Origin of the sequence: Pelagerythrobacter marinus, assembly GCF_034375205.1 — a bacterium.
GTDB classification, from domain to species: domain Bacteria; phylum Pseudomonadota; class Alphaproteobacteria; order Sphingomonadales; family Sphingomonadaceae; genus Pelagerythrobacter; species Pelagerythrobacter marinus.
Map to the genome: position 1 here is coordinate 2,649,361 of NZ_CP139719.1, position 20,453 is coordinate 2,669,813.

At 69.8% G+C, this 20,453-nt stretch carries 16 protein-coding genes; 7 read left to right on the forward strand and 9 right to left on the reverse strand.

Annotated features, from left to right (window positions below; all coding sequences use genetic code 11):
- Positions 1–16: 16 nt before the first annotated feature.
- The 3 genes from T8T98_RS13015 to T8T98_RS13025 are packed head-to-tail and all read right to left on the reverse strand — an operon-like array spanning position 17 to position 1,702.
- The gene (locus tag T8T98_RS13015; protein ID WP_251104866.1) at positions 17–427 is read right to left on the reverse strand and encodes a cytidine deaminase; all 411 of its coding nucleotides are present in this window, start codon (positions 425–427) and stop codon (positions 17–19) included.
- A gap of 59 nt (positions 428–486) precedes the next feature.
- Positions 487–1,197 (reverse strand): glycoside hydrolase family 25 protein, encoded by a 711-nt coding sequence (locus tag T8T98_RS13020; RefSeq protein ID WP_251104865.1) that lies wholly within the window; start codon positions 1,195–1,197, stop codon positions 487–489.
- Positions 1,198–1,207: 10 nt separating this feature from the next.
- On the reverse strand, positions 1,208–1,702 hold the full coding sequence (locus T8T98_RS13025) for a UPF0262 family protein (RefSeq protein ID WP_251104864.1): 495 nt from the start codon (positions 1,700–1,702) through the stop codon (positions 1,208–1,210).
- 154 nt (positions 1,703–1,856) lie between these two features.
- Here T8T98_RS13025 and T8T98_RS13030 point away from each other — a divergent pair, with 154 nt between their 5' ends.
- Positions 1,857–3,371, forward strand: a complete 1,515-nt coding sequence (locus T8T98_RS13030; RefSeq protein WP_251104863.1) for a replicative DNA helicase — start codon at positions 1,857–1,859, stop codon at positions 3,369–3,371.
- Positions 3,372–3,405: 34 nt separating this feature from the next.
- Here T8T98_RS13030 and T8T98_RS13035 read toward each other — a convergent pair whose 3' ends face one another.
- Positions 3,406–4,596, reverse strand: coding sequence for a phospholipase D-like domain-containing protein (locus T8T98_RS13035; protein WP_251104862.1), 1,191 nt, complete (start codon positions 4,594–4,596; stop codon positions 3,406–3,408).
- A 107-nt stretch (positions 4,597–4,703) separates the two neighbouring features.
- On the opposite strand from T8T98_RS13035, the gene rpoZ reads away from it, so the two are divergent.
- Positions 4,704–5,048: a DNA-directed RNA polymerase subunit omega gene (gene rpoZ, locus T8T98_RS13040; RefSeq protein WP_160734005.1), complete on the forward strand. Its 345-nt coding sequence runs from the start codon at positions 4,704–4,706 to the stop codon at positions 5,046–5,048.
- A gap of 154 nt (positions 5,049–5,202) precedes the next feature.
- Here rpoZ and T8T98_RS13045 read toward each other — a convergent pair whose 3' ends face one another.
- From T8T98_RS13045 to T8T98_RS13060, 4 genes are all read right to left on the reverse strand, one after another.
- Complete coding sequence (locus T8T98_RS13045) at positions 5,203–6,639, reverse strand: glutamate synthase subunit beta (RefSeq protein WP_160734006.1); 1,437 nt, start codon at positions 6,637–6,639, stop codon at positions 5,203–5,205.
- A gap of 55 nt (positions 6,640–6,694) precedes the next feature.
- On the reverse strand, positions 6,695–11,374 hold the full coding sequence (gltB, locus tag T8T98_RS13050) for a glutamate synthase large subunit (protein WP_160734007.1): 4,680 nt from the start codon (positions 11,372–11,374) through the stop codon (positions 6,695–6,697).
- A gap of 220 nt (positions 11,375–11,594) precedes the next feature.
- Complete coding sequence (locus T8T98_RS13055; RefSeq protein WP_251104861.1) at positions 11,595–13,577, reverse strand: hypothetical protein; 1,983 nt, start codon at positions 13,575–13,577, stop codon at positions 11,595–11,597.
- A 33-nt stretch (positions 13,578–13,610) separates the two neighbouring features.
- Entirely contained in the window at positions 13,611–14,837 is a 1,227-nt protein-coding gene (locus T8T98_RS13060) for a TIGR04063 family PEP-CTERM/XrtA system glycosyltransferase (RefSeq protein ID WP_251104860.1), read from the reverse strand.
- A 102-nt stretch (positions 14,838–14,939) separates the two neighbouring features.
- Between T8T98_RS13060 and T8T98_RS13065 the strand changes: the two genes are divergently transcribed.
- The 5 genes from T8T98_RS13065 to T8T98_RS13085 all read left to right on the forward strand — a co-directional run bounded on the left by T8T98_RS13065 (position 14,940) and on the right by T8T98_RS13085 (position 19,121).
- Positions 14,940–15,194, forward strand: coding sequence for a hypothetical protein (locus tag T8T98_RS13065; RefSeq protein WP_251104859.1), 255 nt, complete (start codon positions 14,940–14,942; stop codon positions 15,192–15,194).
- The gene (locus tag T8T98_RS13070) at positions 15,187–16,584 is read left to right on the forward strand and encodes a DUF5935 domain-containing protein (RefSeq protein WP_251104858.1); all 1,398 of its coding nucleotides are present in this window, start codon (positions 15,187–15,189) and stop codon (positions 16,582–16,584) included. The genes T8T98_RS13065 and T8T98_RS13070 overlap by 8 nt, the downstream gene beginning before the upstream one ends.
- A 62-nt stretch (positions 16,585–16,646) precedes the next feature.
- A complete protein-coding gene (locus T8T98_RS13075; RefSeq protein ID WP_160734012.1) occupies positions 16,647–17,096 on the forward strand; it encodes a MaoC family dehydratase in 450 nt (149 codons plus the stop codon).
- Positions 17,097–17,198: 102 nt separating this feature from the next.
- A complete protein-coding gene (locus tag T8T98_RS13080; protein ID WP_160734013.1) occupies positions 17,199–18,377 on the forward strand; it encodes an acetyl-CoA C-acyltransferase in 1,179 nt (392 codons plus the stop codon).
- Between the two features lie 117 nt (positions 18,378–18,494).
- Positions 18,495–19,121, forward strand: a complete 627-nt coding sequence (locus T8T98_RS13085) for a DUF4126 domain-containing protein (RefSeq protein WP_251104857.1) — start codon at positions 18,495–18,497, stop codon at positions 19,119–19,121.
- A 3-nt stretch (positions 19,122–19,124) separates the two neighbouring features.
- Here T8T98_RS13085 and T8T98_RS13090 read toward each other — a convergent pair whose 3' ends face one another.
- Positions 19,125–20,369 carry a polyhydroxyalkanoate depolymerase gene (locus T8T98_RS13090; protein ID WP_251104856.1) on the reverse strand — a complete coding sequence of 415 codons (1,245 nt, stop codon included), beginning with the start codon at positions 20,367–20,369 and terminating at the stop codon, positions 19,125–19,127.
- Positions 20,370–20,453 lie beyond the last annotated feature (84 nt).

Consider the following 20,453-nt stretch of genomic DNA (forward strand, 5'->3'; position numbering starts at 1 on the left):
ACCCCGCCGCCGCCTGCTAGTCCAGGCTGGCGGGGCCGAAAGCTTCGGGCAGGAGCGCGCTCAGCCGCATGCGCCGCACCTCGCTCTCGCCCACGCACAGGATCAGCGGATCGGTTCCGCCCAGCGCCGCCAGCTCGTTCAGGACCTGGCGACAGCGGCCGCAGGGCGTGATCGGCTGCGCGCCGGGGCCGGTCACCGCGACCGCTTCCAGCCCGCCGCGCAGGCCATCGGCCATGGCCCGGGCCGCGGCCACCGTTTCGGCGCAGAGCGCAAGGCCGTAGCTGGCGTTCTCGACATTGGTGCCCGTCACCACGCGGCCATCGGCGAAACGCAGCGCGGCCCCGACCGGGAAGCGGGAATAGGGGGAATAGGATCGGGTCGCGGCCTCGCGCGCGGCCGCGATCAGCGCGTCGTCATCGGTAGTCATCCGGGTGCGCTACACCCTCCGGCGCGGGCTTGCGAGCCGTTTGACGCCGACAAGGCGGTTCACGGGCGCGCGACGATCCAGCGCAGCGGCTGCTCGGCCGCCTCGGTCTGCAGGGCCGTGTTGGCGGTCCACAGCAGCCAGGGGCGCCCGGCATATGTCGGCTCGAACCGCGTGCGCGTCAGCCACAGGTTGCGTTCGAGCGTCCCGGCCAGGCGATAGCGATCCTCGAACCCCGGGTCGATCTTCAGGATGACGGGCTTGCCGGCGTGCATCTCGATCTGGTTGATCAGCGTCATCAGCTCACTCTCGACCGCGGCATCGCCGACCCGCTCGGGGCAATCGCCGGCGGTGCGGGCCAGCTCGATCGCCGGCGGCAGCAGGGTCGGGTCGCGCGGCACCATGGTCACGAAATTGGCCGATTGCCCGTCGGCCATCGTGCAGGGATCGAACCGGTGCACTGCCCCCACCTGCAGGCCCGCGGCGCGCGCGGCGGCCAGGTTGCCGCCCAGCGCCGGGTCCTGCCCCGATGCCCCGTCGCTGGCGTCGAGATAGGCGAAGCTCGCCCCCAGCGCGCGCAGGGTGCGGAAATTGACGACCCCGTCCGCGGCCGCGACTTCCACCCCCTGGTCGGGATAGGCGGCCTCGTCCGGCCGCCAGTGGCGCATGTCCCACCACAGCCACAGCCCGCCGGCCAGCACCGCGAGCAGGACTGCGGCCGCTGCCCGCGCCCGCCAGCCGGCCCGTCCCCGCCTGCCCCTGCCTCGTGCCATGCCCTGCCCCTCAGCCCTTGATGTGAAGCACGCAGATCAGCGTGAACAGGCGCCGTGCAGTGGCGAAATCGGTTTCGACTTTGCCTTCCAGCCGTTCGAGCAGGAGCTCGGCCGCGTTGTTGTGAATGCCGCGCCGCGCCATGTCGATCGTCTCGATCTCGGCCGGGGTCGCCTTGCGGATCGCCTGGTAATAGCTGTCGCAGATCGCGAAGTATTCGCGGATCGGGCGCCGGAACCGGGCCAGCCCCAGGACCAGCGTTTCCACCGCCTGCCCGTCCATCGTCGCGATCGCCATGGCGAGGCGGCCGTCCTGGACCGACAGCGAGAGCCGCCAGGGCCCCGCATGGCCTTTCTCCACCGCGCGCAGGGGCTTGAACGTGTTGTCCTCTATCAGGTCGTAGATCGCGACCCGCCGTTCCTGCTCCACGTCCGGGTTGCGCCACAGGATCGTGTCCTGGTCGAGCGCGATGTGGGCGATACGCCATGATTCAGCCGGGGCGGACATTGTTCAGCCGCTTTCGCAGATGCGAAGGGGCCGGGGCAAGCCTTGTTGAACGCGCGCCGGGCGGTTCGCCCGCCGGCCTGTCCCCGCTATCCACAAGGTGCCGCGCCCCGCCCCCTCTTGCCTTCCATGCGCGGGCCTGCGCACAAGGCCGGCGATGGCCGACCAAGACCTCCTCATCCGCCCCGAAACCGATGCCGCACCGGGCCGGGCGCTGCCCGCCAATATCGAGGCGGAGGCCGCCTTCCTCGGCGCCGTCCTGATCGACAACCGGGTGATCGAGGAACTGCCGGTCGCGGTGCGCCCCGAGCATTTCTTCGAACCCGTCCACCAGCGCGTCTACGAGCGGATACTGACGCTGCTCGATCGCAACGCTGTGGTCACGCCGGTCACGCTGAAACCCTATTTCGAAGGGGACGAGGCGCTGAAGGAACTGGGCGGGATCACCTATCTCGCCCAGCTCACCGCCGACGGGCAGGGCCTGCTCGCCCCGCGCGAGCTGGCGCAGCAGATCTACGACCTGGCGCTGCTGCGCGAACTGGTCAGCGTGGGCCGCACGCTGGTCGAGGGCGCGCTCGATACCAGCGAGGACGTCGCGCCGATGGACCGGATCGCCCAGGCGGAGGCGGAGCTGTTCAAGGTCGCCGAAGGCGCCTCTTCGACCAGCGAGGCCGCCAGCTTCGGCGTGGCGACCAACAAGGCGCTGGGCATGATCGAGCTGGCGATCAATTCCGGCGGCCACGTCTCGGGCAAGACGACCGGCTTCACCTCGATCAACGACAAGTGCGGCGGCCTGCACAATTCCGACCTCATCATCCTCGCCGGGCGGCCGGGCATGGGCAAGTCGTCGCTGGCGACGAACATCGCCTTCAACTGCGCCGACCGCCTGCTGCGCGACCGGCGCGACCAGATAGAGGAAGGCAAGTCGGTCGGCGCCGGCGTGGCGCTGTTCTCGCTGGAGATGAGCGCGGACCAGCTCGCCACGCGTATCCTCGCCGAACAGGCCGGCATCAGTTCCGAAGCGCTGCGCATGGGCAAGATCAGCCGCGACGATTTCCAGAAGCTGAGCTTCGCCAGCCAGCGCCTGGCCGAGCTGCCGCTGTTCATCGACGACACGCCGGCGCTGACCATCGCCGCGCTGCGGACCCGCGCGCGGCGGCTGAAGCGCAAGCACGATATCGGCCTGGTGATCGTCGACTACCTGCAGCTGTTGCAGGGCAGCGGGCGGGCGAACGACAACCGCGTGAACGAGATTTCCGAGATCAGCCGCGGGCTCAAGACCCTGGCCAAGGAACTCGACGTGCCGGTGATCGCGCTCTCGCAGCTCAGCCGCGCGGTCGAACAGCGCGACGACAAGCGCCCGATGCTGTCGGACCTGCGCGAATCGGGCTCGATCGAGCAGGACGCCGACATGGTCTGGTTCATCTACCGCGAGGACTATTACGTCGCCGCGCGCGAGCCGAAGCGCCCGGTCGAAAGCGACGATGCCAAGGTCCACGAGGCCCATGCCGCCTGGGCCAGCGAGATGGAGCGGGTCTTCGGCCTGGCCGAGCTGATCGTGGCGAAGCAGCGGCACGGCGCGACCGGCAAGGTCCGGCTGCGCTTCGAACCGCGGATCACGCGCTTCTCCGACCTCGCGGAAGAGGACCGGCGGACCGGCGAATACGACTGACCGCGCGGATCGCGAGGCCCGTCGCGGCGCCCGCCTAGAGGCCGAGGTTGAGCCGCCGGGTCACCGTGTAGTCCACCACCGAGACCAGCAGCCAGCCGAGGTTCCAGCGGACCCGGTTGAACAGGGTCGCGCGCGACTTGTGCAGCGCCGGCGTGATCGGCTGCGAGCCGGCGATATGCAGCGACACGAACTCGCGCATCCGCTCCGCCAGGGCGGCATCGCGGATCTGCAGCATCAGCTCGAGGTTCAGGTAGAGGCTGCGCATGTCGAAATTGGCGCTGCCGACATAGACCACGTCGTCGAGGACGATCAGCTTGGTGTGCAGGCGGCAGGCGTCGAATTCCCAGATTCGCGCGCGCTTGCGCAGCAGGTAGTCGTAGAGCGAGCGCGAGGCGCCGATGGTCGCCCCGTTGTCGCTGCGCCCGGCCATGACGAGCCGCGTCTCGCCCCGCGCCGCTATCCGCCCGATACGTCGCAGCAGGTGCGGCGGGGGGGAGAAATAGGCCATCAGCATGTCGAGCTTCTGCGCCTGCAGCAGGTCTTCGCCGACCTGCCGGGCCCACGTCGAAAGGCCGCGCGTCGGCCCGCCGACCAGCCAGCGGGCCGCGCCGTTCGACCAGTCCCAGCTCTTCACCGCGCGGCGGATGCTGCGGAACGTGCCGTCGTCCAGCTCGCTCCAGTCGGCCAGCCGCGCGAACCAGTCCACAAGCCCGCCGACCGCGTCCCCCTCGATACCGATCGCGAGATCGTTCCACCCGTCCTCGCCGGTCGCGGCGAAATAGGAATCGGCGATGTTGAACCCGCCGAACATCGCGCACGCGTCGTCGGCGATCACGATCTTCTGGTGGTTGCGGATCAGGTAGCGGTGGCTCCAGCGCGGGCTGAACCAGCGGACACGGCCGCCGGCCGCGCGCAAGGGCGCGAAGAAGCCCTCCCCCGCGTCGGCCCCGAACGAATCGAGCAGGAGCGTCACGGCCACGCCCCGGCCCGCCGCATCGACCAGGGCATCGCGCAAGGCGGTGCCGATCGCGTCTTCCTCGTAGATGTAGAACGACAGCTTGACCGAGGCCTGCGCCTGCCGGATCATCGCCAGCAGGGCCTCGCGCCGGGCGGGTCCGGCCGGGTAGAACGTCAGCGCCTGGCCGCCGGCCCGGGCGGTAAACGGATCCGGCGGGGTGAAGCCGGGGCGATCCGCATCGCTGCAACTGGGGTCCGCACCGGGCATGACCGGCATGTAGGCGGGCCCGGTCCGCGGCGCAAATCCTTGACTCTCGCGCCCCGAACGCCTAGCTGGCGCCCTTTCCGTAAACCCGTTTGCTACCGGAGTGCCATATGGCGCGCGTTACCGTCGAAGATTGCGTCGACAAGGTTCCCAACCGTTTCGATCTCGTCCTGCTTTCCGCGCAGCGCGCGCGTGAAATCTCCGGCGGGGCGGAGCTGACCGTCGACCGCGACCGCGACAAGAACCCGGTCGTCGCCCTGCGCGAGATCGCCGAACAGACGATCAAGCCGAAAGACCTCAACGAATCGCTGGTCCTGAACCTGCAGAAGATCCTGCCGGACGACGAGGACGAGGCGGACGAGGTCGGCTCGCTCAGCCAGTCGGCCGAGGCGCTGCGGATCACCGCGTCGGCCCCCGCCCGCTCGACCTCGATCGGGGCGGACTACGAAGGCTGATCGCCCGCCCGCGCCGCGCGGGCCGCGATCGTTCCTGCAGTCGCGAAACAGACCGGACGGCGGCAGCTAACCCCTGCCGCCGTTTATGCATGGGCGGAACCTTTTCGCCAGCCGGCGGCGCGGCACCTTCCCCGGGCGCTGCGCCGGCGCCGGGTCAGCGGGGCAGGTCGCTCGCGCCCATCAGGGCCTCGTCCACCGCGCGGGCGCACTGGCGCCCCTCGCGGATCGCCCAGACGACCAGGCTCTGCCCGCGGCGCATGTCGCCGCACGAGAACACGCCCGGCTCGCTGGTCGCATAAGTGCGCGTGTCGGCCGCGACATTGCCGCGATCGTCCAGCGCGACCCCGGCCCGGTCGAGCAGGCCGCGCCGCTTCGGCCCGGTGAACCCCATGGCCAGCAGGATGAGATCGGCCGGCAGGGTGAACGTGCTGCCTTCGATCTCCTGCATCCGGCCGTCGCGCCATTCGACCCGCACGCATTCCAGGCCGACGACATCGCCCCCCTCGGCCACGACCCGGCGGGCGAGGACCGACCAGTCGCGCTCCACCCCTTCCTCGTGGCTCGACGACGTGCGCAGCTTGAGCGGCCAGTCCGGCCAAGTCAGCGCCTTGTCTTCCTTTTCCGGCGGGCGGGGCATGATTTCCAGCTGGGTGACGCTCTTCGCGCCCTGGCGGTTGCTGGTGCCGACGCAGTCGCTGCCGGTGTCGCCGCCGCCGATCACGATCACGTGCTTGCCGGTCGCGGTCAGCGTGCCGCGCGGGGCGGCGCGCACTTCGTCGTCGCCGGCGTTGCGCTTGTTCTGCTGGGTCAGGAATTCCATCGCCAACCGCACGCCGGGCAGCTCCGCCCCGGGAATGTCGAGCTTGCGCGCCTCTTCTGCGCCGCCGGCGAGGACGACCGTATCGAAGTTCTCGCGCAGGGCGGAAAAGGACACTTCGACCCCGATCTCGCTGCTCGTGCGGAACTGGACGCCCTCGGCCTCCATCTGCACCGCGCGGCGGTTGATCAGGTGCTTTTCCATCTTGAAGTCGGGAATGCCGTAACGCAGCAGGCCGCCGATCCGGTCGGCCTTCTCGAACACGGTCACCGCGTGGCCGGCGCGCGCCAGCTGCTGGGCGCAGGCCAGCCCGGCCGGGCCGCTGCCGATCACCGCGACCGACTTGCCAGTGGGCCGCGCGGGCACCTGCGGCTTGATCCAGCCTTCCTTCCACCCGCGGTCGACGATCGCGCATTCGATCGACTTGATCGTCACCGGCTGGTCGGTGATGTTCAGCGTGCAGGCGGCCTCGCACGGGGCCGGGCAGACGCGCCCGGTGAACTCGGGGAAGTTGTTGGTCGAATGGAGCATGTCGAGCGCACGCTTCCAGTCCGCCTCGTAGACGAGGTGGTTCCAGTCGGGGATCAGATTGTTCACCGGGCAGCCGGTGTGACAGTAGGGGATGCCGCAATTCATGCAGCGCGCCGCCTGGTTGCGCAGCTTCCCTTCGGGCAGGGCGTGGACGAACTCGTTGTAATGCGCGAGGCGCTCGGCCGGGTCGGCCGACGCACGGTCCTCGCGCTCGAATTCCAGGAAACCTGTTTCCTTACCCATGGCGGTTACATCCAGTTCGTTCGGTGGGAGGCGGCGTTTCGCGCGGCGCGGGCGATCATTCGGCCGCCACGCTCTCGGGATTGCTGCGTTCCGCGTCGGTTGAAGGGGCGCGACCGGCTTCGAGCCGCTCGGCCTCGAGCTGGGCGAGCGCGCGGGCATAGTCGCGCGGCATCACCTTGACGAAACGGGCAAGCGCGGCGTCCCAGTCGTCGAGCAGCGCCGCGGCCTTGGCCGAGCCGGTGTGGAGCTTGTGCCGCTCGACCAGGATGCGCAGGCGCTGCGCGTCGTGGCGCAGCATGTCGCCCATGCCCAGGTCGTTGACCGAGCGCGGGTGCGCCTGCGGGCGGCCCAGCCCGTCCTCGGCATCGGGCTCGGGCGAAACCGGCACGAGATCGACCTGGGCCTGGTTGCACAGGCGCGCGAAATCGCCGTTCTCGTCATAGACATAGGCGACGCCGCCGCTCATCCCCGCAGCGAAGTTCCGCCCGGTCGGGCCGAGCACGCAGACGACGCCGCCAGTCATGTATTCGCAGCCGTGATCGCCCGTCCCCTCGACCACCGCGACGGCGCCCGAGTTGCGAACCGCGAAGCGTTCACCGGCCACCCCTTCGAAGAAAGCTTCGCCCGAGATCGCGCCGTAGAGCACGGTATTGCCGACGATGATGTTCTGCCCCGGGTCGCGCGCGACGCCGGCCGGCTGACGAACGACGATGCGCCCGCCCGAAAGGCCCTTGCCGACGTAGTCGTTCGCGTCGCCCACCAGGTCGAGCGTGACCCCGTGCGCCAGCCAGGCGCCGAAGCTCTGACCGGCCACGCCGGTGAGGTTGATGCGGATCGTCTCCGGCCCCAGCCCGGCATGGCCGTGGCGGCGGGCGATCTCGCCCGACAGCATCGCCCCGACCGTGCGGTTCACGTTGCGGATCTCGCGATCGATCCGGATCGAGGTGCCGTTGTCGATCGCCTCGCGGCAGGCGGCGATCAGCTCGTTGTCCATTGCCGCGCCGAGCCCGTGATCCTGCGTCTCGGTATGGTGCAGCGCGCGGCCTTCGGGGGCCGGCACCGGGTGGAGAATGCGCTTCAGGTCCACCCCGTGCGCCTTCCAGTGCCGCTCGACCCGGCGGGTATCGATCCGGTCCACCCGGCCGATCATTTCCTCCAGCGTGCGGAAGCCCATCTCGGCCATGATCTGGCGCACTTCCTCGGCCACGAAGAAGAAATAGTTGATCACGTGCTCGGGCGTGCCGGTGAAGCGCTTGCGCAGCACCGGGTCCTGCGTCGCGACGCCGACCGGGCAGGTGTTGAGATGGCACTTGCGCATCATGATGCAGCCGGCGGCGATCAGCGGGGCGGTGGCGAAACCGAACTCGTCCGCGCCCAGCAGGGCGCCGATGGCAACGTCGCGCCCGGTCCGCAGGCCGCCGTCCACCTGCACCGCGATACGGCTGCGCAGGTCGTTCAGGAGCAGCGTCTGCTGGGTTTCGGCGAGGCCGATCTCCCACGGGCTGCCCGCATGGGTCAGGCTGGTCAGCGGGCTTGCGCCGGTGCCGCCTTCGTAGCCGGAGATCGTGACATGGTCCGCCTTGCTCTTCGAAACGCCGGCGGCGACGGTCCCGACGCCCACCTCGCTGACCAGCTTGACCGAGACGCGCGCCGTCGGCTGCACGTTCTTCAGGTCGTGGATCAGCTGGGCGAGATCCTCGATCGAATAGATGTCGTGGTGCGGCGGCGGGCTGATCAGGCCGACCCCGGGGGTGGAGTGGCGCACGGCGCCGATCGTCTTGTCCACCTTGTGGCCGGGCAGCTGCCCGCCCTCGCCCGGCTTGGCGCCCTGCGCCATCTTGATCTGGATGTCGTCGGAATTGACCAGGTACTCGGTCGTCACGCCGAACCGGCCCGAGGCGACCTGCTTGATCCGGCTGCGCATCGAATCGCCGTTGTCCATCGGGGTGAACCGATCGGGCTCCTCGCCGCCTTCGCCGGTGTTCGAACGGCCGCCGATGCGGTTCATCGCGATCGCCAGCGTCGTGTGCGCCTCGCGACTGATCGAGCCGAAGCTCATCGCGCCGGTGCTGAAACGCTTCACGATCTCGGCCGCGGGCTCGACTTCGTCCAGCGGGACGGGGGTGTCGGCGGGCTTCAGCTCCATCAGCCCGCGAATGGTCAGCAGCCGCTCGGACTGTTCGTTCACCGCACGCGCGAAATCCTCGTACCGCGCGCGCGAGTTGCCGCGCACCGCGTGCTGCAGGCTGGCGACGCTGCCCGGCGTCCAGACGTGGTCCTCGCCCCGCAGGCGATACTGGTAGATCCCGCCGGCATCGAGCATCCCGGCATAGAGCGGGTCCGCCCCGTGCGCGAGCGCGTGGCGGCGTACGGCCTCCTCCGCCACTTCGAGCAGGCCGACCCCCTCGATCGTCGTCGCCGTGCCGGTAAAGTACTTGTCCACGAAGGCGCTCGACAGGCCGACCGCGTCGAAGATCTGCGCCCCGCAATAGGACTGGTAGGTCGAAATGCCCATCTTGGACATGACCTTGAGCATCCCCTTGCCGACCGCCTTGATGTAGTTCTGCCGCGCGTCCTCGGCCGCGACCTCGGGGAAACGTTCGGCGCGAAGGTTCTCGATCGTCTCGAACGCGACGTAGGGGTTGATCGCTTCCGCGCCGAAGCCCGCCAGCACACAGTAATGGTGAACCTCGCGCGCCTCGCCGGTTTCGACCACCAGGCCCGTCTGCATCCGCAGGCCCTGGCGCACGAGGTGGTGGTGCACGGCGGCGGTAGCGAGCAGGGCGGGGATCGGGATGCGATCGGGCCCCTGCGCGCGGTCGGAGAGGATCAGGATATTGTGGTCGAGCAGGACCGCCTCGGTCGCCGCCCAGCACAGTTCCTTCAGCGCCATCTCCAGCCCTTCGGCTCCGGTCGCCGCGTCCCAGGTGATGTCGAGCGTGTGGGTGCGGAAGGCCCCGTCGAGCGCGACCTCGACCGAGCGGATCTTCGCCAGGTCGTCGTTGGTGAGGATCGGCTGGCCGACTTCGAGCCGCTTGTGCGTGCCGGCATCGCGGCCCAGCAGGTTGGGCCGGGGCCCGACCATCGACAGCAGGCTCATCACCAGTTCCTCGCGGATCGGGTCGATCGGCGGGTTCGTGACCTGGGCGAAGTTCTGCTTGAAGTAATCGTAGAGCAGCCGCGGCCGCTGGCTGAGCACGGCGAGCGGCGTGTCGGTGCCCATCGACCCGATCGGGTCGTCGCCGGCGAGCGCCATCGGCTCGAGGAAGCGCGCGATGTCTTCCTGGGTGTAGCCGAAGGCCTGCTGGCGTTCGAGCAGGGTCGTCGTGTGGTCGGGAATCGCGGCAAGCTCGGGCTCGATCGTGTCGAGATCCTCCAGCTTGTACTGCGTGCGCGCCAGCCACGTCTCGTAAGGGTGCGCGGCCGCCAGCTCGGCCTTCAGCTCGGCGTCCTCGACGATCCGGCCCTGCTCGAGGTCGATCAGCAGCATCTTGCCCGGCTGCAGCCGCCACTTGCGCACGATGTCCTCTTCCGCGAACGGCAGGACGCCGCTTTCCGAAGCGAGGCAGACGAGATCGTCCTTCGTCACGCAATAGCGCGCCGGCCTCAGGCCGTTGCGGTCCAGCGTCGCGCCGATCTGCCGCCCGTCGGTGAAGGCCACCGCCGCCGGGCCGTCCCACGGCTCCATCAGCGCGGCGTGATATTCGTAGAACGCGCGCCGCGCCGGGTCCATCAGCGGGTTCTTGGCCCATGCCTCCGGCATCAGCATCATCATCGCGTGGGCGAGGCTGTACCCGCCCGCCAGCAGCAGCTCGAGCGCGTTGTCGAGGCACGCGGTGTCCGACTGGCCATGCGGGATCAGCGGCCACATCTTGTCGAGATCGGCGCCCAGCAGCTCCGATTCCATCGTGCGCCGACGGGCCTCCATCCAGTTCACGTTGCCGCGAACGGTGTTGATCTCGCCGTTGTGGGCCATGAAGCGATAGGGGTGCGCGAGACGCCAGCTGGGGAAGGTGTTGGTGCTGAACCTCTGGTGCACCAGCCCCAGCGCGGAAACGCAGCGCGGATCGCGCAAGTCGTCGTAGAAGCTGCCCACCTGGTTGGCGAGCAGGAGGCCCTTGTAGACGATCGTCCGGCTCGAGAAGCTCGGGATATAGGTCTGCGTCAGGGCCGGCATCGCGTGCTTTTCGGCCAGCCTGGCGAGCGGGTTGAGCGTCTGCTTGCGGATCACGATCAGCTTGCGCTCGAACGCGTCCCGGTCGGCGCAGTCGGGCCCGCGCGCGACCACGCACTGGCGCATGACCGGCATCGAATCGACGACCGCCCGGCCCAGCCCGTCGAGCGTGACCGGCACGTCGCGCCAGCCGACCAGGCGCTGGCCTTCCTTGGCGACGAACTTCTCCAGCTGCTCGGCCACGAAGGCCCGGGCCTCGTCGTCCTGCGGCAGGAAGCACTGCGCGACGGCATAGTCGCCTTCGGCCGGCAGGTCGTGGCCCGCCTGTTCGGCCCATTCGCGGATCAGCGGATCGGGGATCTGGAGCAGGATGCCGGCGCCGTCGCCCAGCAGCGGATCGGCGCCCACCGCGCCGCGATGATCGAGGTTGGCCAGGATTTCCAGCGCCTGGCCCACGATCGCATGACTCTTCTCGCCCTTGATGTGGGCGACGAACCCGACGCCGCACGAATCGTGCTCGTTGCGCGGATCATACAGACCTGTCGGCGTGGGAAACCCCATCCAGTAAACCCCGTTCTGTCAGGTGCCGAAGCGCGTACCCCTTTGGCCCCTTCGGCAATGAAGCGCGTATTTCGCCACGCGAACGCGCACGAAAATTGTCGCGAAGGCGCTTAATGCAGATTGGAACGGCATTTTGCAACTGCACAGGGGCGCGCATAGGTATTAGTTATTCTTGCGCTTACGAAAGCGACCGCGCCCGGTTTACCCGTGGGGCGGGGGTTCAGGCGGCTCCGCTAAGCCGCTGCAACTTCTGCAAAGCTTCGCGCAGGGCGCGCTCAGCCTGGGCTTCGTCGAGCGGCTCGCGGCGAGCCGTCCCGGCCCCTTCGGCATCGCCTGCCGGGGCGTCGAACGGGCGCCGCTGCGGCGGGGCCGGCGGGGCGCCCGCCTCGCGCGCGGGGCCGTCGGCGGCCGGGGTCGCGCGGCGATCCTCCTGGCCGGGAAAGACCACCACCGGTTCGGGCAGGTCGTTATCCTCCGCGTCTTCGATCCGCACGAATTCCCGTTCGCGCGGGCCGCGACGAATGTCGAGCAGCGAACCGCAGCCGTCCTCGGCCGCGATCGCGTCGTTGCCGGCAAAGCCGGCTTCCCCCTCGCCTTCCTCTCCGTCGATCGCGTCGTCGCCGGCAACCGGGGCGGCGGCTTCCGGCCCGGGTGCCGGGCGGTCGAACGCGCGCGCCTGGCGCGAGAGCGGCAGGGTGAGCGCGAGATCGGCCTCCTCGTCCTCGGCGGCATCGCCTTCGTCCCCGTCGTGCGCCTCGGGGTCGAAGGCAAGCGGGCGCAGCGCGGCCGGCACCGAGGGCGGCGCGGCGAAAGCCTGCGGCTCGGCCAGCGCCTCTTCCTCGGCATCCTCTTCACGCGTGCCTTCGGGAGAGGACGCTTCCTCGGCCGCGGCAACAGGCGCAGGCGCTTCCTCGGCCGCGACCGGGGCGGCCTCGACAGCCGGATCGTCCGTCGTCGTGTCAGCGGCGAAGGCAACGCGGGTGGCCGGGGCGGTGGCGGGCTCGAAGCGCGGCGCTTCCTCGGCGGCCACCCCCAGGTCGGGGACATAGCGGCTCGGGCTCTCGGCCGGCGCATCGGCCGGTGCCCGCGCCGCGGCGGCGGCCTCTTGCTCGCGGCGGGCCGCGCGTTGCAGCGACTGCGCGAAGCGGTCCACCAGTTCGGCGATCGACAGCTCGGCCAGCGCGCCTTCCGGCGCGGCCTCGTCCGCTTCCGGATCTTCGGCCGCGGCAATCTCTTCGATCACGGCAGGATCGTCGCCTGCGTTCGCGAACGCGGCAGAGGGCAGGCCTGCGAACGGTTGATCGGCCGGCTCCGCCAGGTTCGGCCGGTCCGCCTCATCCGCGTCGTCCGCCTCGGCCACGTCGACCTCGGCGTCGGCGACCGGGTCCGCGTGGAACGCCGGCGGCGCGGCGCGGGGGGCATCGAAGGGGCGCGCCCCTTCGGCCGGCTGTTCGGACGGCATCGCGGCGAAGGGCCCGGGCACTGCGGCCGCCGGCTGCGGCTCCGCCTCGAGCGCTTCGGCCGGCTCGGGTTCGGGAGCCGGCATCATGTCCGCCGCGGGATGCGCGGCATCCTGGTCGGCGAAAACGGCGAGGTCGAGCGCGTCGGGCGCCTCCTCTGCCGGCACGTCGTCCACCGGGGTCGCGAGCTCGGGAGCCAGCGCGACCGGTTCTTCGGCGCCCGGCAGGTCCGCCCGGTCGAGCAGCTCGCTCGGCCCGCTTTCGTCGGTCACGGCCAGGGCGCGGCGGCGGCCCGGGGCAGGCGTCGGTGCAGGCGCGGGGCGCGGGGCCTCGATCGGCTCGTCGAAGCTTTCCACGCCCAGTTCCTCGCGCGCGGAGATCGGCCGTTTGGCAGCCTCGTCGCGGCGCGTCGAGGCCGGCTGCGCCCGCCGGCGCGCGGCCGGGCGGGTCGCCCCCTGGGCGGCCACGACCTTGCGGGCGATGTACAGCCCGGCAACGACGCCGAGCGCGGCAAAGACGAGCGCGATGAGAATGCGCGCCGTCACCCCCAGCGGGGGCGCGGCGGCGGGAACCGCGGCGGCGAGGCCGGTCGCCTCGGCCAGTGCTTCGAACAGGGCCACCGGGAGGACGAGGCTGCCGATCCCCAGCAAGGCCGCGAACCATAGCGCGACGATGGCCGGGAAAACCGGGTGCTGGCTGATCGGAACCTGGCTGGCGGTCTGGCCCTGGTCTTTGGCTGCCACTGTATCACTTCCCCGTTGCGCGGGCGGCCTGCCTCAGGCGGCAGGCACCTGCCCATTCGGCACAGGGGCTATCAGCCGATGGTAAACGTCTTGATAACGCCTGACGTTGCGGCCCCAGTCGTGATGCGCGGCAACGTGTTCGCGCGCCCGCTCGCGCATGGCATCCCACCCGGCCCGGTCGCGCAGCAATGCCGCCAGGGCATCGGCGCAGGCGGCCGGGTCGTCCGGTGGAAACAGGGTGCCGGTTTCGCCGTCGTCGATCAGTTCGCGGTGCCCGCCGACGTCGGACGCGGCGACGAGCCGGCCCTGCGCCATCGCCTCCAGCGGCTTGAGCGGGGTGACGAGATCGGTCAGCCGGCTTTTCTTGCGCGGATAGGCGAGCACGTCGATCAACGCGTAGTACCGCTCCACCTCATCGTGGGGCACGCGGCCGGCGAAGCGGATCCCCCCGGCCGCCGGGCTGCGGGCGGCCTGTGCGCGCAGGGCCGTGTCCATCGGACCGCCGCCGACCAGCAGCAGGCGCGCACCTGGCACGCTTTCGCGCAGGCGGGGCATGGCCGCGACAAGATCGTCCAGCCCCTCGTAATCGTAGAAGCTGCCGACGAAGCCGATCACCGGGCCTTCGCCCAGCCCCAGCCGCGCGGCCAGCGCCGGGTCGCGGACCGGCGGGTCGCCGAACAGCGACAGGTCCACCCCGTTGGGCGAGAGCGCGATCTTCTCCCCCGGCACCCCGCGCGCGACCAGGTCGTCGCGCAACCCGCGGCAGATCGTGAAGACCGCGTCGGCGCCCGCCACGGCCCGGTCTTCCAGCGCGCGCGTCAGGCGATATTTCAGCGAGCCTTCGCGCCCCGTGCCGTTGCCGACCGCCGCGTCTTCCCAGAAGGCGCGGATTTCGTAGACCAGCGGGATCGCGTGGCGGCGCGCCGAACGCAGCGCGGCCAGCCCGCACAGCGCCGGCGAATGGGCATGGATCACGTCGGGCCGCCAGTCCTCGATCGCGCGGTCGATCGCATCGGCCAGGCAGCCGATCTCGCGCCATTCGCGCAGGCCCGGCGGGCCGGAGGGGCGGCCCGGCGTGCGCAGGAAGGTCAGCCCGTCGATCGTTTCGACCGGCGGCCCTTCGGCCGCGTGGCGCTGGCCGGTAATGGCCCGCACCGTCATGCCGGCCCTTTGCTGGCTCTTCAGGATCGCGCGCGTGCGGAAGGTGTAGCCACTGTGCAGCGGCAGCGAATGGTCGAGAACGTGGAGCACCCGTGTCATCGCCAGGTCCCCTGCCACAGCAAGCTTAACGGCGCGTCAACCGCCCGCTGCTAGACCGCCCGGCAGCGCCCCCGGCGTGCGCATTGCAAGGCATCTTCTGGTTTGATCGACTACTTCGCCCTCGGCCTGATCCACGCGTTGATCGCGATCGCCCTGCTGCGGATCGCCGGGCGCGACGAAACCGACCGCGACCCCGCGTTCGAGGACGGCCCGCGCACACCGACCGCGCAGCGGCGCGCGGCTGCCGGCAAGGCGGGCGACGAAACCGCTCGCGACACGGCCGGCAATGCGAGCGGCGACACGGGCGGCGCCAGTGCCCGCACGATGGGCGAGCGGGGCGGCAACCGCGATGCTTGACCTCGCGCTCTTCCTGTTCGTCATGGCCTTCCTCGCGATCGGGCTGCGCCGCCCGTTCATCTGGGTCCTCGCCTATCTCTACATCGACATCCTCGCCCCGCAGAAGATCGGCTGGTCGATCACCTCCGCGCTGCCGATTTCCTTCATCGCCTTCTGCGCCGCCTTCGCCGGCTGGCTGCTGACCGACGCCAAGAAGGGCACCCGCTTCACGCTGCGCCAGTTCCTGCTGTGCCTGCTGCTCGCCTATTGCTTCTGGACCACGCAGACCGCCGACTTCCCGGCAGAGGCGCTGGAGAAGTGGGACTGGGTGTGGAAGGCGCTGGTCTTCGCGATCTTCCTGCCGCTGACGCTTTCCACCCGCCTGAGGATCGAGGGGACGGCGCTGATCATGGTGCTGACCGCGGGGGCGATCATCATCAGCGCGGGGATGAAGACGGCGCTGGGCGGGGGCGGCTACGCCTCGCTCTATTTCTTCGTCAACGACAACAGCGGGATGTACGAAAGTTCCACCCTCGCGACCGTCGCCATCGCGATCATCCCGCTGATCCTGTGGTTCACCCGCCACGGCACGATCTTCCCGCCGGACTGGCGGGTGAAGACTTTCGGCTACGCGCTGGTCTTCGCCTGCCTGCTGGTGCCGATCGGTACCGAGGCGCGCACCGGGCTGCTGTGCATCGCGGTCCTCGCCGTCGTCGCGCTGCGCGACGTGAAGCGCCGGTTCGCCTTCCTCGCGGCCGGCGCGGCGCTGGGCCTGGCCGCGCTGCCGTTCATTCCGCAAAGCTATTACGAACGCATGGCGACGATCGGCAGCCACGACCAGGACCAGTCGGCCTCCACCCGCGTCGCGGTCTGGACCTGGACGCTCGACTACGTCGCCGAGAATCCCTTCGGCGGCGGGTTCGACGCCTATCGCGGCAACCGCTTCACCTATCGCCTGCCCGTGCTGGTCGAACAGGGCAATACGACCGCGATCGAATACCGCGAGGTCGTGGACGAGGCGCGCGCCTATCACTCCGCGATCTTCGAGATGCTGGGCGAACAGGGCTGGCCGGGGCTGATCCTGTGGCTCTGGATCCACGCGCTGGGCCTGTGGCAGATGGAATGGGTCCGTCGGCGCTGGCGCCAGCGCGCGGCCCACGATGCACAGTGGCAGGCGCCCCTGGCCAGCGCGCTGCAGGTCGCGCAGGTCATCTACCTTGTCGGATCGCTGTTCCAGGGCATTGCCTACCAGCCGTTCGTCCTGATGCTGATCGGCGCGCAGATCGCCCTCTGGGCCTATTGCAAGCGCCTCGATTCGCAGGAACGCGAGGTGCGCCGCGCCGGCTGGCCGCGCGCGCCGCACCGCCCGGCTGGCGATGCCGTAGCGGCACCGGAGGCCGCGTTGCGCTAGCCCTCCGCATGCGCCATGAAGCCGCGGTTTCACGTTGAATCGACGGTTCGAAGGAGAGGCGTATGACTCCGCAGGAAATCGCGGAAAAGGTCGGCGAAAACATCGGCACCAGCGAATGGGTCGAGATGAGCCAGGAACGGATCAACCAGTTCGCCGACGCGACCGGGGATCACCAGTTCATCCATGTGGACGAGGAAAAGGCGAAGATGACGCCGTTCGGCGGCACGATCGCCCACGGGTTCCTGACCCTGTCGATGATCCCCTATCTCGCGGCCAATTCCGATCTTCCCCGGCCCGAAGGGGTCAAGATGGGCGTCAACTACGGCGGCAACAAGACGCGGTTCATCAACCCGGTCCGTTCGGGCAAGCGCATCCGCGGCCACTGGAAGCTGGTCGAGATGGTCGAAAAGCGTCCCGGCCAGTGGCAGCAGACGACCGAGATCACGATCGAGATCGAGGGCGAGGACAAGCCGGCGCTGATCGCCGAGTGGATCACGCAGCTCTTCGTCTGAAACAACGCCGCCCCGCGCCAGGGCGGGGCTTGTCGCGGCCGGCCGCATCGGCCGCACCACCAGTGAAAGGCCCGGCCCCGGCCGGGTAACGAGAGGTTTGAAATGCGCAACGCAGTTATCGTTTCCACCGCCCGAACCGCCATCGGGCGCGCCTACAAGGGCGGCTTCAACGACACCAAGGGGGCCACGCTCGGCTCCTACTCGCTCGCTCCGGCGATCGAACGCGCCGGGATCGAACCGGGCGATCTCGACGATGTCGTGTGGGGCGCCGCGCTGCAGCAGGGTGCCCAGGCCGGCAACCTCGCCCGCCAGGTCGCGCTGCGCGCCGGCTGCCCGATCTCGGTTTCGGGCATGACGCTCGACCGCCAGTGCTCGTCGGGCCTGATGGCGATCGCGACCGCGGCCAAGCAGATCATGGTCGACAACATGGATGTCGTCGCCGGCGGCGGGCAGGAATCGATCAGCTTGGTGCAGACGAAGGAAATGCGGGTCATGCCCGATCCGGAGCTGATCAACATGCACGGCGCGATCTACATGCCGATGCTCCAGACCGCCGAAACGGTCGCCCAGCGTTACGGGATCACGCGCGAGCAGCAGGACGAATATGCGCTGAAGAGCCAGCAGCGCACCGCCGCGGCGCAGGAAGCGGGCAAGTTCGACGACGAGATCGTCCCGGTCACGACCACGATGAAGGTCCAGGACAAGGAAACGGGCGAGATTTCCGACAGGGAAGTGACGATCGCCAAGGACGAAGGCAACCGCCCGGGCACCACGCTGGAAGGGCTGGCCGGCCTGCAGCCCGTCATGGGCCCGGGCACGACGATCACCGCCGGCAATGCCAGCCAGCTTTCCGACGGCTCGGCCGCGAGCATCCTGATGGAAGAAAGCCTGGCTGAGAAGAAGGGCCTCACCCCGCTGGGCCGCTATGTCGGCATGGCCGTCGCCGGGACCGAGCCCGACGAGATGGGGATCGGCCCGGTCTTCGCGATTCCCAAGCTGCTCGAACGCACCGGCGTGAAGCTGGAGGACGTGGGTCTGTGGGAACTGAACGAGGCCTTCGCCGTCCAGGTGCTCTATTGCCGCGACAAGCTGGGCATCCCCGACGAGCTGCTCAACGTCAACGGCGGCTCGATCTCGATCGGCCACCCCTATGGCATGACGGGCGCGCGCTGCGTCGGCCATGCCCTGATCGAAGGCAAGCGCCGCGGCGCGAAATACGTCGTCGTGACGATGTGCGTCGGCGGCGGCATGGGCGCTGCGGGGATGTTCGAAGTCCTCTGATCGCCCTATAACCCTTGCCGCACGGGCGGCGCGCGGGTTCCTTCCCTGACCGGTCCCGGACAGGAAAGCGGCCCGCGCGCCGCCCGTTTGCCATCGGCATCGGGGGGGTAAGCGGCGATGGGCATAATGGAAATCATCGGCATCGCGGGCAGCGTCAGCCTTCTGGCGGGCTGGCGGCTCTACCTGTGCCTGCTGGCGACGGGGATCGCGATGCGCGCCGGCGCGCTGCCCCTGCCCGAACACCTCGCCGCGCTCGACGTTCTGGCGAACCCCTGGGTCATGGCGGTCACCGGGCTCGCCGCGCTGGCGGAGTTCCTGGCCGACAAGATCATGTGGCTCGATTCGCTGTGGGACGCGGTGCACGGCTTCGTCCGCCCGGTGGGCGGTGCGCTGCTGGCGCTGGCGATCGTCGATCCGTCGGACCCAGCGTGGCAGGTCGTCGCCTTCGTCCTCGGCGGCGGGGCCGCCTTCGCCGCCCATGCCGGCAAGGCCGGGGCCCGGGGCGTGGTCAACGCCAGCCCGGAACCGGTATCGAACGTCGCGGTCTCGACGGTGGAGGATATCGCGGCGGCCGGCCTGCTGTGGGCGGCGTTCGAATATCCCTATGTCGCCGGGGCGATCGCGCTGGCCCTGCTCGCGCTCACGATCTGGCTCGTCCTCGCCGCCCGCCGGATGATCCGCCGGCTGCTTGGCCGGGGCGCGCAGGGGCCCGGGCGCGGGGCGGCCGCACCCCCGCCGCCCTGACCGTCAGGCCGCGGCCGCGAGGCCGGACCGGCCGTGCCGGGCGATGAAGGCTTCGACCGCGGGGGCGATTTTCGTGCGCCAGCGGCTGCCGTTGAAAATGCCGTAGTGGCCGGCCCCCTCGGCGAGGAAATACTGCTTCTTCGCCTCGTCCAGCCCGGTGGCGAGATCCAGCGCGGCGCGCGTCTGCCCGATGCCCGAGATATCGTCGCGCTCGCCCTCGATCGCCAGGATCGCCGTGTCGCGGATGGCGCCGAGGTCCACCGGCTGGCCGCGATGGACGAAAGTCCCGTTGGCCAGCGAGTGCTTCTGGAACACTTCCTCCACCGTCTGGAGGTAGAACTCGGCCGTCATGTCGCAGACCGAGCGATACTCGTCGTAGAAATCCTTGGTCGCCCGGGCGCTGTCCTCGTCGCCGATCGTCAGGTGCTTGAACATCTCGTAATGGCTCAGCATGTGCTGGCCGAGGTTCATCGACATGAAGCCGGCGAGCTGCAGGAACCCGGGATAGACCCTGCGCCCTGCCCCGCGGTGCTGCATCGGCACGGTGGCGATCACCGTGTGGCGGAACCATTCGATCGGCCGTTCCATCGCCAGGTCGTTGACCGTCGTCGGGCTCTCGCGCGTGTCGATCGGCCCGCCCATCATGGTCAGGGTGGCGGGGCGGCAGCGATGGCCCTCGGCGTTCATCAGCGCGGTGGCCGCCAGCGCGGGTACCGAGGGCTGGCACACGGCCATGACATGCGCGCCCGGCCCGATATGCTCGAGGAACCCGACCAGGTAATCGATATAATCGTCGAGATCGAACAGCCCCTCCGACATCGGGACGGTCTTCGCGTCGGCCCAGTCGGTGACATAGACCTCGCACGATTCGATCATCCGCCGCACCGTGCCGCGCAGCAGGGTGGCGTAGTGCCCGCTCATCGGCGCGACGACCAGCAGGCGCGGCGCATCTTCGGGCAGGCCGTCGCGCACGAACCGTTTCAGGTCGCCGAAAGGCCGGTTGACCACGGTGGCTTCCTCCACCGCGAAAGACTTGCCGCCCGCCTCCACGGTCTCGATCCCGAACGCGGGCTTGCCGCGCGGCGCGGCGGCGTGGGCGAAAACCTCCAGCGCGCTCGCCGTGACCGGGCCGAGGCCCATGTAACCCAGCGGGGAATAGGGACTGGCGAGCATTTCCGCCCCCATCGAGGCCCAGGCGCTCGCCCCGCCCAGCCAGGCGCGCTGCAGTTCGTAAGCGTGATAGAGCAATTCGTTTCCCCTGCTGGGCGTCTCTTGCCGGACGCTTCCCGCTGCGTTGTGCACTGCACAGTGCCGGGAGGCGCGTCATTGTGC

Bases quoted from the DNA above. Each gene is read 5' to 3' on its own strand.
- T8T98_RS13015 (WP_251104866.1), bottom strand. From the start codon at position 427: ATGACTACCGATGACGACGCGCTGATCGCGGCCGCGCGCGAGGCCGCG.
- T8T98_RS13080 (WP_160734013.1), top strand. From the start codon at position 17,199: ATGCGCAACGCAGTTATCGTTTCCACCGCCCGAACCGCCATCGGGCGC.
- T8T98_RS13030 (WP_251104863.1), top strand. From the start codon at position 1,857: ATGGCCGACCAAGACCTCCTCATCCGCCCCGAAACCGATGCCGCACCG.
- T8T98_RS13045 (WP_160734006.1), bottom strand. From the start codon at position 6,639: ATGGGTAAGGAAACAGGTTTCCTGGAATTCGAGCGCGAGGACCGTGCG.
- T8T98_RS13020 (WP_251104865.1), bottom strand. From the start codon at position 1,197: ATGGCACGAGGCAGGGGCAGGCGGGGACGGGCCGGCTGGCGGGCGCGG.
- T8T98_RS13025 (WP_251104864.1), bottom strand. From the start codon at position 1,702: ATGTCCGCCCCGGCTGAATCATGGCGTATCGCCCACATCGCGCTCGAC.
- T8T98_RS13060 (WP_251104860.1), bottom strand. From the start codon at position 14,837: ATGACACGGGTGCTCCACGTTCTCGACCATTCGCTGCCGCTGCACAGT.
- T8T98_RS13035 (WP_251104862.1), bottom strand. From the start codon at position 4,596: ATGCCCGGTGCGGACCCCAGTTGCAGCGATGCGGATCGCCCCGGCTTC.
- T8T98_RS13075 (WP_160734012.1), top strand. From the start codon at position 16,647: ATGACTCCGCAGGAAATCGCGGAAAAGGTCGGCGAAAACATCGGCACC.
- T8T98_RS13085 (WP_251104857.1), top strand. From the start codon at position 18,495: ATGGGCATAATGGAAATCATCGGCATCGCGGGCAGCGTCAGCCTTCTG.
- gltB (WP_160734007.1), bottom strand. From the start codon at position 11,374: ATGGGGTTTCCCACGCCGACAGGTCTGTATGATCCGCGCAACGAGCAC.
- rpoZ (WP_160734005.1), top strand. From the start codon at position 4,704: ATGGCGCGCGTTACCGTCGAAGATTGCGTCGACAAGGTTCCCAACCGT.
- T8T98_RS13070 (WP_251104858.1), top strand. From the start codon at position 15,187: ATGCTTGACCTCGCGCTCTTCCTGTTCGTCATGGCCTTCCTCGCGATC.